Raw genomic sequence first — 12,419 nt, forward strand, 5'->3', positions numbered from 1 at the left:
GGACCCTCAGCAAGTCCTATCGTTGCAGGTCAAGGGCACTTTCCGTGTTTCTGATCAACTCTTGGACAGCCCACCTCGTGAAAGCGCGAGGCTAGGCTGACCCCATGACGGAGCCGACGATCACTCAGCTCAAGCCCATGCCGGACGACTGGAAGCGCGCGCTCGCCGTCGTCGCGCACCCGGACGACCTCGAGTACGGCTGCTCGGCGGCGATCGCCGCCTGGACCGACGGCGGCCGCGAGGTCACCTACGTCCTCGCGACCCGCGGCGAGGCCGGCATCGACACACTCGAACCCGACGAGTGCGGCCCGCTGCGGGAGCGCGAGCAGCTGGCGAGCGCCGCCGCGGTGGGCGTCTCGGCGGTGGAGTTCCTCGACCACCAGGACGGCGTGATCGAGTACGGCATCGCCCTGCGCCGCGACATCGCCGCCGCGATCCGCCGCCACCGGCCCGAGCTGGTGATCACGCTCAACCACCGGGACACCTGGGGTGGCGTCGCCTGGAACACCCCGGACCACGTGGCGGTCGGCCGTGCCACGCTGGACGCGGCCGGGGACGCCGGCAACCGCTGGATCTTCCCCGAGCTCGGCGAGCAGGGCCTGGAGCCGTGGGACGGCGTCCGCTGGGTCGCCGTCGCCGGGTCCAGCACCCCCACGCACGCGGTGGACGCGTCGGCGGGTCTGGAACGCGGGGTGCGCTCGCTGCTCGAACACCGCACCTACATCGAGGTGTTGACGGACGAGGACCCGCAGACGTACGCCCGCCGCTTCCTCACCGCGAACGCCGAGGCGACGGGGGAGCGGTTCGGCGGGAAGCCGGCCGTGGCGTTCGAACTGTTCAGCCGGCAGTTCTGACCTGCGCACGAAGGAGTCACGAAGGAGTACGGGGGCATGGTGACGGGGGCATGGTGAACGACACAGAACTGCTGGCGGACCGCTTCGAGGAGCACCGCGGCCATCTCAGGGCGGTGGCCTACCGCATGCTCGGCTCCCTGGCCGAGGCGGAGGACGCCGTCCAGGAGGCCTGGCTGAAGCTGAACCGCAGCGACGCGGCCGACATCGCGAACCTCGGTGGCTGGCTGACCACGGTGGTCGGCCGGGTCTGCCTGGACCTGCTCCGCTCCCGCACGCGGCGCCACGAGGAACCCCTCGACGACACCTTCGTCCCGGACCCCGTGATCAGGCCGCTGTCGACGATCGACCCGGAGCAGGAGGTGCTCCAGGCCGACGCGGTGGGTCTGGCGCTGCTCGTGGTGCTGGAGGCCCTGGAGCCCGCCGAGCGGATCGCGTTCGTCCTGCACGACATGTTCGCGGTGCCGTTCGACGACATCGCGCCGATCGTGGAGCGCTCCTCGGCCGCCACCCGGCAGCTCGCCAGTCGCGCCCGGCGCCGGGTGAAGGGTGCCACCCCGTCGAACGAACCCGATCCCGGCCGGCAGCGGCAGGTCCTCGACGCCTTCATGGCCGCCTCCCGCGCGGGGGACTTCGAGGCGCTGCTCGCGGTCCTCGACCCCGGCATCGTGCTGCGGGTCGACTCCGGACCGCTGGTCACAGGCGCGGCGGCGTCCAAGGTGGTGCGCGGTGCGAAGCCGGTGGCCGAACAGGCGATGCTCTTCCGGCAGTTCGCGCGGTACATGCGGCTCGTGTCCGTCAACGGCACGGTCGGGGTGCTCAACGCCCCCGAGGGGCGGCCGCAGTCGGTCATGGGCGTCACCGTCGTCGACGGCCGGATCACCGAGATGTACATCCTCGCCGACCCCGAGCGGCTGGCCGGCCTCGACGTGGCGGACCTCGCCGGCTGAGCCGAGCACAGGAAGTTGGCGGGTGTACATGACACCCGTCGGTGGGCTCCCGGTTCCGTATGCTGAACGGTATGCAAGATCAGATGTTCGACCGGGGCGACCTGCGTGCCGACTGCGCCAGCTGCTTCGGGCTGTGCTGTGTGGCCCTGCCCTTCGCCGCCTCCGCCGACTTCGCGGTCGACAAGGCGGCGGGCAAGCCCTGCCACAACCTCCGCGACGACCACCGGTGCGGCATCCACGACCGGCTCCGGCAGACCGGTTTCACCGGCTGCACCGTCTACGACTGCTTCGGCGCCGGCCAGAAGGTCTCGCAGGTCACCTTCGGTGGCCGGGACTGGCGGACCGGCTCCCGTGCGGACGCCCGGGAGATGTTCGACGTCTTCCCGGTCGTCCGCCAGCTCCACGAACTGCTCTGGTACCTCAGCGAGGCGCTCACCCTGCCTGCCGCTCGCCCCCTGAACGCCGATCTGCGCCGGACCCTGGACAGGACCGAGGAGCTCGCCCGGCAGACCCCGCGGGAGCTCGCCGCGCTGGACGTGGCCGCGCACCGCCAGGACGTCAACGCGCTGCTGCTCCGCACCAGCGAGCTGGCCCGGGCGGGATTCGGCGGGCGCAAGAAGAACCGCCGGGGCGCGGACCTGATGGGCGCCCGCCTCAAGGGCGCCGACCTGCGTGGCGCGAACCTGCGCGGTGCCTACCTCATCGCCGCCGACCTGACCGGCGCCGATCTGCGCGGGGCGGACCTCATCGGTGCCGACCTGCGCGACACCGACCTCACGGACGCCGATCTGACGGGCGCGTTCTTCGTGACCCAGCCCCAGCTGAACGCGGCCCGGGGCAGCGGCGCCACCCGGCTGCCCGCCTCAGTCGCCCGCCCCGTGCACTGGACAGCGACGGTCTGACGGCGCTTCCTCGGCGTTCGCGGACGAGACGGGTGCCGGGTCCGCGGTGCCGGCCGCCCGCCGCTCCAGGCGCAGCCGCAACCCCTCCGGCATCAGCGTCAGCCGCTCCGTGACCCGCAGCCGGTAGCCGGGGTCGCCCCTGAACTCGTACCGGCGCAGCAGCAGGCCCAGCACCAGCGTGGCCTCGTGCAACGCGAACTGGCGCCCGATGCACGCCCGCGCCCCCGTCCCGAACGGCTTGAAGGTGTGCGGCGCACGCGTCCGTACGGCCCGCGGGTCGAAGCGGTCCGGGTCGAACCGCTCGGCGTCCGCGCCCCACACCTCGGGGTCGCGGTGCAGCATCGCCGTGAGCACCAGCGCCCAGGCGCCCCGCCGCATCGGATGGATCCCGCCGAGCACTGTGTCCTCGCGCGCCTCGCGGGCGAAGGCGGGCGCCGTGGGCCACAGCCGCAGTGACTCGTCGAGGATGCGGCGGACGTAGCGAAGCCGCGCCACCTGGTCGTAGCCGGGCGTCGCCGTGTCGCCCCAGACGCGGTCGATCTCGGCGCGGGCGCGCTCCGCGACGTCGGGGTGGCGGGAGAGGTAGTGCAGGGCGAAGGAGAGCGCGCCCGACGTGGTCTCGTGACCGGCCACCAGGAAGGTGATCACCTGCCGGCGGACGTTCTCGGGGGACAGCCGCTCCCCGGTCTCCGGGTGCGCCGTCTCCAGCATCCGGCCCAGCAGGTCGCCGTCCCCGTCCCGGCGGCCGCTCGCGGTACGGGCGCGGACCAGGTCGTCGACCGTACGGTTGAGGTGGGCGATGTCGGCCTTGTTGCGCCGCGCGGCCCGCCGGAGCAGGAACGGCGCGGGCGCGGTGTTGAGGCGCTGCGCGTAGGTGAGGGTGCCGACCATCGCCGTCACGAAGGGATGCGGGCGGGCGCGCTCGAAGGAGCCGAAGTCGTGCCCGAACCCGGTGCGCGCGATGGTCTCCAGGGTCAGCTTGGTCATGTCACCGGGCACGTCCACCGTCCGGCCCGCCGCCACCGCGCGGTCCCAGTGGTCCATGAGCCGGTCGGCCACGGACAGCATCATCGGGTGGTACCCCGCCATGGCCTCCCGGCTGAACCCCGGCGCCAGGACGTCGTGCGCCAGCTGCCAGTTCGGCTCGTGGTTGTACGCCGTGAACAGTCCGTCCCCGACGACCGGCCGCAGATTGGCTATGCCGAGCCCCACGTGCTTGGCGAAGCGCGTCTCGTCCGCCATGTCGGCCGCGAGTCCGGCGCCCCACACGAACACGAACTCCCGGTTGAAGGCCCTGCGCCGGAAGATGGGCCCCAACTGCCGGGCGTAACGCAGGGAGTCCTGGAGCGGTGTGCGCCTGCTGGCGCCGAGCACATCGCCGAGCAGGGGGACCCGGAACGGGGGGTGCGGGATGCGGTCCAGCTCCGGCCAGCCCTGCTCGGCGCCGCGGAATCCCTTCGGGAGCCCGGAACCGGTCGTTGCCTCCGCCATGACGCGATCTCCCTTGATCCAGCGGCACGTTGAGCTCGTTGTACGTGGGTTCAATAACGCGCCTCAGTCTGGTCCCGCTATTGAATCCACGTCAAGTAAAGTGCGGGCATGGCCGCGAACCAGGGTGAGCGCACGCGTCGCCGGCTCAGCACCGAGGAGCGCCGTGAGCAGCTCCTCGCGGTGGGGGCGCGGCTGTTCTCGGAGAGTCCGTACGACGAGGTGTGGATCGAGCAGGTCGCCGAGATCGCCGGAGTCTCGCGCGGGCTGCTCTACCACTACTTTCCGACCAAGCGTGACTTCTTCGCGGCCGTGGTCGAGCGGGAGAGCGAGCGCATGCTGCGGATGACGGCCGCCGTGCCCGGGGTCCCGGTCCGCGAGCAGCTCGCGGCGGGCCTCGACACCTATCTGGAGTACGTCGAGGCCCACGCCCACGGCTACCGCGCCTTCCATCGCGCCGACGCGGCCGGCGACCGGGCCGTGCGCAAGGTCTACCAGCGGGCGCTGGCCGCGCAGGAGAAGCAGATCCTGGCGGCGATGGCGGTGGACCCGGAGTTCGGCCCGGTCTTCGAGGGGCGGCCCGACGTCCGGTTCGCGGTACGGGGCTGGCTGGCCTTCACCACGGCCGTGTGCCTGGAGTGGCTGCGGGGTTCGGAGCTCTCCCGGGACCAGGTGCGCGACCTGTGCGCCCGCGCCCTGCTGGGCGTCATCGCTCCCTGAGGTCCCGCGAAGAGATCGCACAGGTACGGCGTGGCCGGTTGGCGTGCGGCTCGATCTTCGATAGGTTAGGCAAGGCTTACCTTAGGAGGTACGGGATGGGTGACAGCCAGACCTGGACGGCGGCACCTTCCGCGGCGGAACGAGCCCGGTCGGTACTCGCCGGTGCGTGGTCCTGCGGGGTGACCGCGGAGAGCTGCCGGGAGGAACTCGTCGGCACGCACACGGTGGCCGACGACGGCCGCGTCCTGCTGGACGTGCCGGAGGACAGTGTGCTCGTCACGGCGGCGATCTGCGCGCCCCGCGGAGAGCCGTCCGCCGTCCTGGAGTTCGCCGACGTCGCCCCCGTGCCGGTCCGCAGGCGGATCCGCACACGGCTTTGGATGTCGGGCTGGTTCACTCCCGAGGACGGCAGGCTCGCCTTCCGGGCCACCCGCGTGGTGCTGCGGCAGCCGTCCGGTGCCGTGGTCGTCGACCTCGACGAGTTCGCCGCCGCCGTGCCCGACCCGCTGGCCACCGCCGAGGCCCGGCTGCTCACCCACCTCGCCGACTGCCACCCGGACGCCGTCGAGCGGCTCACCCGCCTCGTCGAGCCCGACAGTCTGCACGGCGCCGTCCGTGTCCAGCCCCTGGCCGTCGACCGGCACGGACTGACGCTGCGCATCGAGCGCACCCGCTCCGACGGCGACGTACGGCTGCCGTTCCACCGGCCCGCCGACGACGTCGCCCAGCTCACCGAGCGCATGCACGTCCTGCTCGCCCAGGCCAGTGCCGCCTCCTGCCCGCGCGCACTACAGCGGCAGCGCACAGACGGCGACGGGTGACGCGAACGGCTCGCCCGCGAGCCGCAGTTCACCGCTCTCGTCGTCGACGAGGAAGACGCTCACGGTGCTCGACCGCTGGTTCGCGGCGAACAGCAGCGTGCCGTCCGGAGAGAGGGCGATCTGCCGGGGGAAGTCCCCGGACACCGGCACCGTGTCCAGCAGCCTGAGCCGGGCGCCGTTCGCCTCCACCGCGTAGCGCGCGAGGCTGTTGTGGCCCCGGTTGGCGAGATAGGCGTAACGGCCGTTCGGCGTCACCACGATCTGCGCCGGATAGCTGGTGCCCGAACCCGTGCCCGTCTCCTGCTCCTCGCCGATGGTGAGCCGACCCGTGCCGGGGTCGTACGCGCAGACCGCGACGGTGTTGTCGGCCTCGTTGGCCAGATACGCGTACCGGCCGCCCGGGTGGAAGGTGAGATGACGCGGGCCCGCACCCGGCTTCGTCCGCGCCCGCGCGACCTCGGTGAGCGTGCCGGCCTTCAGGTCGAGGCGGTAGCTGTACACCGTGTCCGTGCCCAGGTCGACGGCGAGCACATGGCCGCCGTCAGGGCTGGTGACGGCCTGGTGGGCGTGCGGGCCTTCCTGGCCGGGGCCGGGCGGCGGACTGGAGTGCGTGACCAGGTCGGTGCGCTCGCCGAGCGCGCCCGCGGCGTCGATCGGGTGCACGGCCACGCTGCCCGTGCCGTAGTTGGCGCTCAGCAGCCAGCGCCCGCTCGGGTGCACCGACAGGTGGCAGGGCGCGGCCCCGCCGGTGCTCCGGCTCCCCAGGATCTCGCGGTCGGCGAGACGGACGGCGGTCACGGCGCCGTCCGCACGCTCGTCGACCGCGTACAGCGTGCGACGGTTCGGGTGCAGCGCCAGATACGACGGATCGCCGACGTCGGCGATCGTCCCGGTGCCGGTGACGCGGCCCGTGACCGGGTCGTAGGTGGCGAGCCCGATGCCCTTGCCGCCGCCCTCGACGGACGTGTACGTGCCGAGGTAGAGGGGGCGCGGACCGGAGGGCGCGCGGCTCTCGGTCTGGGCGCTCGGAAGCGTCCCCGGCGTGGTCGCCCCGGTGGCCGCCGTGTCGGCCGTGTCCGCGGGGGCGGGCGCGTCGTCGCACGCCGTGGCCGCCGGGAGCGTCACACCCGCGGCGGATCCCGCGAGGGTTCCGACGAATCGGCGCCTGCTCAGCCCACCACTGCCCATGTCCACACCTCAGGTCGTCGCTCGTCCTGGTCGCGACAGCCACCTTGGCGTGGATCACCCGCGGAGCGCAAGAAGAGCAACGTGTGTTGCGCAGGGTGCAATGGGCTGGCGGGCGCCGCGCGCCGCCTACCAGTCTCCGTCCTGCACCGGCTTGCCCTGCGCGTCCTTGAGCGGCGTCACCTGGCCAGGCGTGGGCGCCTGCCAGGGCTCGTGGTCGTCGCCGAGCCAGTCACCGACCGGCCTCACCGCCTCCAGGGTGTCGGTGGGGGCGAGATCCTCGGCGTCCTGGTCGTAGTAGTCGAACCAGGGCAGCCCCGCCCGGGTGTACGCGGCCCGGTCCACCGGCGACGGCGGGGGAGCCTCTCCGGTGATGCGGCGCCACTCCGGAGGCGTCACCAGATGGACGAAGACCCGGCCGGCGGGACGGTCGGACCAGTCCGAGAGCGGACGGTCGTCCTCGTAGACCTCCTGGCGCATCGAGCCGCCGACGCCCAGGCCCATCGCGGCGGCGGCCCTGGGCGGCCGGCCCGCCGGAGCGGCCGCGGGCGCCGGGACCGCACCCGGGGCGGGCGGCGCCGCCATGGGCATGGCCGCGCCGTAGCCGCCGTACTGCGGCATCGCCCGCGCCGCCTCCGCCCGGCGCCGCTCCTCCTCACGCCACCTGGCCAGCTGGGGCTCCTGCAGCGTGAACGGCTGGAGCTGTACGCCGCCCCAGACCTCCTCGCCGGTGACCTGGCCCTCGACGGTCGCGCCCAGCCCGAGCGGTACCGCCACGAACTGGCGGACCGTGCCCTTCCCGGAGTTGATGCCGTCCAGCCAGGGCTGGCGGGGCAGTACGACGTAGTTCTGCGGCCTGCGGGTGAGCCGGTCGCTCCACGGCTTCCCCGAGACGGCGCACACCTTGCCCACGCCGACCTGGAGGGCGGCCGGTTCCGTCGTCCCCGCGAAGCTCAGCCACATCGCCTCGCGCAGATACACCGGCAGCATCACACCGCCGCGCGCCCGCCACGCCTCGGGAACGGTGTCCGCGTAGTCCGCCACTCGCCGCACCGGGAACTCGCCGAGCCCCGGCGGCAGCGGATGGGTGCCCGTCTCGGGCAGCCGCAGCGTACGGATGAACCGCACCGCCGCCCCGCCCGGCAGCCGCAGCGTGTTTCCGTCGATCCGCACGGTCGTGTCGGCCATCGGCCCCGCTCCCTCGCATCCCGGCGCCGGCCCCGTCCCGGCGCTCCCCTCACGAAGAACGTCCGCCGAACCCCGTACGGTTCCGCCACAGCTGCTCCTGAACGCCCATGCGTTCGCGCAGCCGGGTCAGACGCGGCATCCGGGCCCGCTGCTCCTGCGAGACGCGGTCCAGCTCCTCCAGGAGCCGACGCGAGCGGTGCTCGGTGTCCATCTCGTCGAGGATGCGGTTGACCTCCGTGAGCACGGCGCCGAGCAACTGCCAGTGCCCCTCCTCGCGCTCGGCCTCCTCGCGCAGCAGCAGGGCCAGCTTGTCGCGGGTGCCCGCCGCCGTGCGCAACTCGGCGGCGAGGCGGGACTCCGCCGCGTCGGCGTTGCTGCTGACGTGCGTGGTGACCAGCACCGAGAAACTGACCACCGCGTCGGCGATCTCGGACAGCAACTGCTCCAGGACCGCGCCCGACTCCTTGGCGAACAGCGGCTCCGGCTCACGCTCCTTCGCGAGGTCGGTCAGCGTGCGTGCGAGCACCCTCAGGACGACCGTGCAGATCTCCAGCGTGTCCAGCCCGGTCCGCAGCACCACACGGTGCAGCAGACTGTCGCGCACGCGCGGATTGAGCCGCAGGCTGTCCTCGGCCTGCTGAAGCGCCGCGTCCACCTCGACGATGTCGTGGTCGAGCCGGCGCGCCTCGTGCAGCCGGGCCGCGGCCTGCTCGAACGGCGTACGCCCGGCGGCCTCCTCGCCGATGCTCAGCATCAACTGCCGCAGCCGACGGGCCAGTCCCTCCAGTGACTCACCGGCCTCGTCCACCCACACCGGCGGCGCGAGGAGCAGATTGAAGCCGAGCCCGACCACCGCGCCGATCAGCGTCTCCAGAATCCGCGCCCACGCGGTGTCCCCGACAGTCGTGACCCCGAGGACCAGCATCGCGCTGATCGCCACCTCGGGCACGTACTCGTTGACCCGTACGAGATGCCCGACCCCCAGCGCGGCGACGATCAACAGGGCGAGGCTCCACCAGGTCAGACCGACCAGCAGGCTGAAGGCGATGGCGACGAGGACGCCCGCCACCACCGAGTTCACCCGGCGGATGCCGTTGGTGAGCGTGGCGTACAGCGTGACCTGGACGACCAGCAGCGCGGTCAGGGGCGCGGTCAGCGGCGCGGCCTCGGGACTCAGGCGCAGCGCGATGACGTAGGCGATCGTCGCCGCCGCCGCCGATCGCAGCGTCTGGACCACCACGGGGTCCCGGCGCAGCTTCCCGAGCCGCTCCAGGGACAGTGTCCCCGCACGTTCCTCTCGCATCCTCGGGCTGTTCCCTTTCCACCGACGCTTCCCACACCCTGCTTGCGGAACGTAACGGTCCGCAAGGATCCCCAGATTGATCGCAGCGACCGTCCTACGGCAAGGGGCCGGGCTGGTGATCGTCGACACCCGCGCGACGCGGGGCTGGGCGTCCGACCGGCCCCGGACCGGGGAAAACCCCCGCCGGCACCCCGTGGTTGTCCGCGCCCGGGGACGGAGGACCGCCGGATGGCCCCGGCCCGCCCGCGAGCGCGAGCCTTGGATCATGAAGCGCCAACGGACCGGATCAGTGCTGACCCTGTTCATCATCCTCGCCGCCCTGACGACCGGCATCCCGGCCACGGCGGCACCCCCGGCCGGGCCGGTCGTCGAGGCGCTCGACGGGATTCCGCACCTTCGCCCTGGAGGCGCCCTGGAGCACCGGCCTGCGCCTCGACGACTAGGTGCTCCACGGCAGGGGCGATCCCCGGCGCATCATGCGCGAGGAGTTCCAGCGGGACTACCTGTGGTGGAACAACACGGACCATCTGCGGCTCGTCCAGTGGATGCGCGCGTACAACCTCCACCACCCGGGCGACCCCGTCCGCTTCATGGGCGACGACATCGCTGCGCGTACGGGCGAGGCGCTGCGGCTGCTCGCGCGGACGGCCCCGGCCGCCGACCGTGCGGCGCACGCCTGGGCGATCCAGCAGGCGACCGTGATCGACCGGACCGCCCGGCAGTACGCCTTCGAACCACGTCGGCTACCTGCGGAAGAGCCCGCCCAGAACCCCAGGGTCCAGGGCGCGTTCCTGCGCGACAGCCTCGGCGCGGCCCGTGTGAGGGTCGGGTACCGCGACTACGTGCTCGACCTGCGGTCCGTCGGCGCGCCGGCCCGCGGCTGCGGGACCGGTAGGGGCCCGTCAGGCGTACAGCCTGTCGAGGAAGGCGGACAGGTTGCCCGTGGTGCGGGCGATCTGTTCCTCCAGGGTCAGGCTCTCCTCGAAGCGTCCCCCGGACTCCGGGACCTTCTTGCCGCGGAGGTAGAGGGAACACGCGAGGTCGGTGCACATGTACACGCCGACCGAGTTGCCCTCGCGGCCCGCGGCGCCCGCCTTGCGCGCGGTCATCAGGGAGACGCCGCCGCCCGGATGGGTCGTGAGGCACAGGGAGCACATGCTGCGGTGCAGAAAGCCGCGCTGCGAGGACGGGAAGCGGAAGGTGACGCCCACCGGCCGCCCCTCCCGCTCGGTCACCAGATAGCTGCGATCGGGCGCCCCCGGATCCCGCCAGCCCAGGAAGTCGAGGTCGTCCCACGGGCGTTCGGCGAGATCGCGGGGGAGGGGCAGGCGCTTGGCCTCACCTTTCGAGCAGTTGATGAAAGAGTTGCGCACGTCCTGGTCGGTGAGTGGCCTCATGGAGTGCCTCCTGGATGGTCGGTTCCGCAAACCTAGGGGCTCTAGGTTCAGGGCTAGGTTAGGCAGGCTGGATGAGGGGGAGCCAGTGAATTACGGCGATGTCGCGTCACCTCGGGCCCGGTCCGCGCTGCGGCACGTCGCGGCCGCTTCCACGGGGCCGCCTCTCGACCCCGACGTGCGCATCACCCTCAACTTCCATCCGGACCGGCTGGTGCGGGGAGTGCCGATCCTGCGCGCGCTGGCCGAAGACGGCACCTACCACTCACAGTTCGTCACCGGCACCAGCAACGGCGGGCTCACCGCCCACCCCGGCGGTGACCGCTGGCGCTGGGAGAGCCGGATCTTCGGCGGGGCCTACGACGACGCGACCGCGCACGAGCGCCCCGTCTACGGCGCGCTGGACTTCCGGCGCCAAGTGGTGGGCGCCGCCCCGCGGTTCGGCTCCTCGCACTTCCGGCTGGCGGGCCCGGCGCTCACCCGGGCCACCTTCTGCTACCCCGACAGCGCGGCCGAACCGACCGACTTCGGCGTGGCCACCGGCACGCATCTCCTCACGCTCGCCGAAGCCGACGAACGAGACGCCCTCAACGACTACATCGAGGCGCAGGTCCACGGCGGAGTCGTCCTCGCCCGCGACGTCGAGGCCGTCGTCCTGGACGCCTGCTACCGCGGAACGCCCGTCGAGGCCGCGGCCCGCCTGCTGCCCTGCTCCGTCGAGTGGCACCCCGGCTACCGGCTCACCGCGGCGGACCTGCGCCGCCACGCGGACTACCGGGGTGAGGAGTACGCCGACCTGGGCGCCCGGATCGCCGAGGGCGGCCGCATCGACCCGCGCGTCATCGGGGACGCCGCCCGCACCGGCCGCCACGAACTCCAGGACCTGAAGATGGTGTGGCACACCCTCGCCCGCTTCGGCGCTCCCCAGGGCGCGGGCACGGCCTACTCCGGTTCGTCCGAGGCGGCCGGCGTCGGCGGCCACACCCCGGGAGCGAGCACGCCCAGCGCATAGGCCCGAGCCACCAGCTCCGTGCGGTTCGCCGCGCCCCACCGTGCCGACAGGCGCCGCAGGTGGTAGTTCACGCCGTCCACCGTGAGCCCGGTCTCCCGCGCGGCCCGCGCCGTCGTGGCTCCCCCGGCGAGGAGCGCCAGGACGCGGGCCTCCGTCGGCGAGATCCGCACGGGCGGGACGTCAGGGGCCTCGGGCTCGCCCAGCACACGGAGCATCACCAGCAGCGTCGGAGTCTCCTCCACGGTGTCGCTCACCGGGTCCGCCGTCAGCTCGCCGTACCGCTCCGCCCCGTCGGGCGTCCGCCAGCGCACCGACACCTGGTACCGCGAGCGGTGCCGCAGCCGCAGCGCCTCGGCGATCCGCTCCACCTGGGTCGCCTCCTGCGGCCGGAACAGCTCCAGCACGTCCCGGCCGCGCAGCCGCCCCGGCGTCGTACCGCACTCCGCCGCCATGGCCGGATTGGCCAGCACGACGGCGCCGTACACATCGCAGACCGCGATCGGCACCGAGACGCGGTCGAAGACCATCAGGGCGCGGTTGCGCCACACCACGGCCTCCGGGTGAAGCCAGTCCACGAGCACCTCCGGTCACACGGCGCAAGAGCG

The 12,419-nt window shown here is 72.9% G+C and carries 12 protein-coding genes and 1 pseudogene; 7 read left to right on the forward strand and 6 right to left on the reverse strand.

The window, feature by feature from the left end; genetic code table 11:
• The first annotated feature begins 104 nt into the window (after positions 1–104).
• The 3 genes from ACFU95_RS13100 (at position 105) to ACFU95_RS13110 (ending at position 2,703) form a co-directional block, all read left to right on the forward strand.
• Positions 105–854, forward strand: a complete 750-nt coding sequence (locus ACFU95_RS13100; protein ID WP_383826080.1) for a PIG-L deacetylase family protein — start codon at positions 105–107, stop codon at positions 852–854.
• Between the two features lie 50 nt (positions 855–904).
• Positions 905–1,801: a sigma-70 family RNA polymerase sigma factor gene (locus ACFU95_RS13105; protein WP_383826083.1), complete on the forward strand. Its 897-nt coding sequence runs from the start codon at positions 905–907 to the stop codon at positions 1,799–1,801.
• 71 nt (positions 1,802–1,872) lie between these two features.
• Positions 1,873–2,703 (forward strand): pentapeptide repeat-containing protein, encoded by an 831-nt coding sequence (locus tag ACFU95_RS13110; protein ID WP_383826086.1) that lies wholly within the window; start codon positions 1,873–1,875, stop codon positions 2,701–2,703.
• On the opposite strand, the gene ACFU95_RS13115 is transcribed toward ACFU95_RS13110, so the two are convergent.
• Positions 2,665–4,194: a cytochrome P450 gene (locus tag ACFU95_RS13115; protein WP_383826088.1), complete on the reverse strand. Its 1,530-nt coding sequence runs from the start codon at positions 4,192–4,194 to the stop codon at positions 2,665–2,667. The genes ACFU95_RS13110 and ACFU95_RS13115 overlap by 39 nt on opposite strands.
• Before the next feature lie 108 nt (positions 4,195–4,302).
• Here ACFU95_RS13115 and ACFU95_RS13120 point away from each other — a divergent pair, with 108 nt between their 5' ends.
• Positions 4,303–4,911, forward strand: coding sequence for a TetR/AcrR family transcriptional regulator (locus ACFU95_RS13120; RefSeq protein WP_383826090.1), 609 nt, complete (start codon positions 4,303–4,305; stop codon positions 4,909–4,911).
• A gap of 95 nt (positions 4,912–5,006) precedes the next feature.
• Positions 5,007–5,732 carry a DUF2470 domain-containing protein gene (locus ACFU95_RS13125; RefSeq protein WP_383826094.1) on the forward strand — a complete coding sequence of 242 codons (726 nt, stop codon included), beginning with the start codon at positions 5,007–5,009 and terminating at the stop codon, positions 5,730–5,732.
• Here the strand turns inward: ACFU95_RS13125 and ACFU95_RS13130 are convergent.
• From ACFU95_RS13130 to ACFU95_RS13140, 3 genes are all read right to left on the reverse strand, one after another.
• On the reverse strand, positions 5,700–6,920 hold the full coding sequence (locus ACFU95_RS13130) for a lactonase family protein (RefSeq protein WP_383826097.1): 1,221 nt from the start codon (positions 6,918–6,920) through the stop codon (positions 5,700–5,702). The two genes, ACFU95_RS13125 and ACFU95_RS13130, sit on opposite strands and share 33 nt — an antisense overlap.
• Before the next feature lie 126 nt (positions 6,921–7,046).
• Positions 7,047–8,105 carry a hypothetical protein gene (locus tag ACFU95_RS13135; protein WP_383826100.1) on the reverse strand — a complete coding sequence of 353 codons (1,059 nt, stop codon included), beginning with the start codon at positions 8,103–8,105 and terminating at the stop codon, positions 7,047–7,049.
• A gap of 49 nt (positions 8,106–8,154) precedes the next feature.
• The gene (locus tag ACFU95_RS13140; protein WP_383826103.1) at positions 8,155–9,408 is read right to left on the reverse strand and encodes an aromatic acid exporter family protein; all 1,254 of its coding nucleotides are present in this window, start codon (positions 9,406–9,408) and stop codon (positions 8,155–8,157) included.
• Positions 9,409–9,884: 476 nt separating this feature from the next.
• On the opposite strand from ACFU95_RS13140, the pseudogene ACFU95_RS13145 reads away from it, so the two are divergent.
• A pseudogene (locus ACFU95_RS13145) lies at positions 9,885–10,091 on the forward strand (erythromycin esterase family protein); the annotation flags it as partial.
• A gap of 219 nt (positions 10,092–10,310) precedes the next feature.
• Here the strand turns inward: ACFU95_RS13145 and ACFU95_RS13150 are convergent.
• The gene (locus ACFU95_RS13150; protein WP_383826106.1) at positions 10,311–10,805 is read right to left on the reverse strand and encodes an FBP domain-containing protein; all 495 of its coding nucleotides are present in this window, start codon (positions 10,803–10,805) and stop codon (positions 10,311–10,313) included.
• Positions 10,806–10,890: 85 nt separating this feature from the next.
• On the opposite strand from ACFU95_RS13150, the gene ACFU95_RS13155 reads away from it, so the two are divergent.
• Positions 10,891–11,814 (forward strand): DUF3626 domain-containing protein, encoded by a 924-nt coding sequence (locus ACFU95_RS13155; RefSeq protein ID WP_383826109.1) that lies wholly within the window; start codon positions 10,891–10,893, stop codon positions 11,812–11,814.
• Here ACFU95_RS13155 and ACFU95_RS13160 read toward each other — a convergent pair.
• Positions 11,745–12,341, reverse strand: a complete 597-nt coding sequence (locus ACFU95_RS13160) for a PAS domain S-box protein (RefSeq protein ID WP_383826536.1) — start codon at positions 12,339–12,341, stop codon at positions 11,745–11,747. The genes ACFU95_RS13155 and ACFU95_RS13160 overlap by 70 nt on opposite strands.
• Positions 12,342–12,419 lie beyond the last annotated feature (78 nt).

This window comes from Streptomyces sp. NPDC057623 (genome assembly GCF_042800355.1).
In the GTDB taxonomy this organism is placed as follows: Bacteria; Actinomycetota; Actinomycetes; order Streptomycetales; family Streptomycetaceae; genus Streptomyces.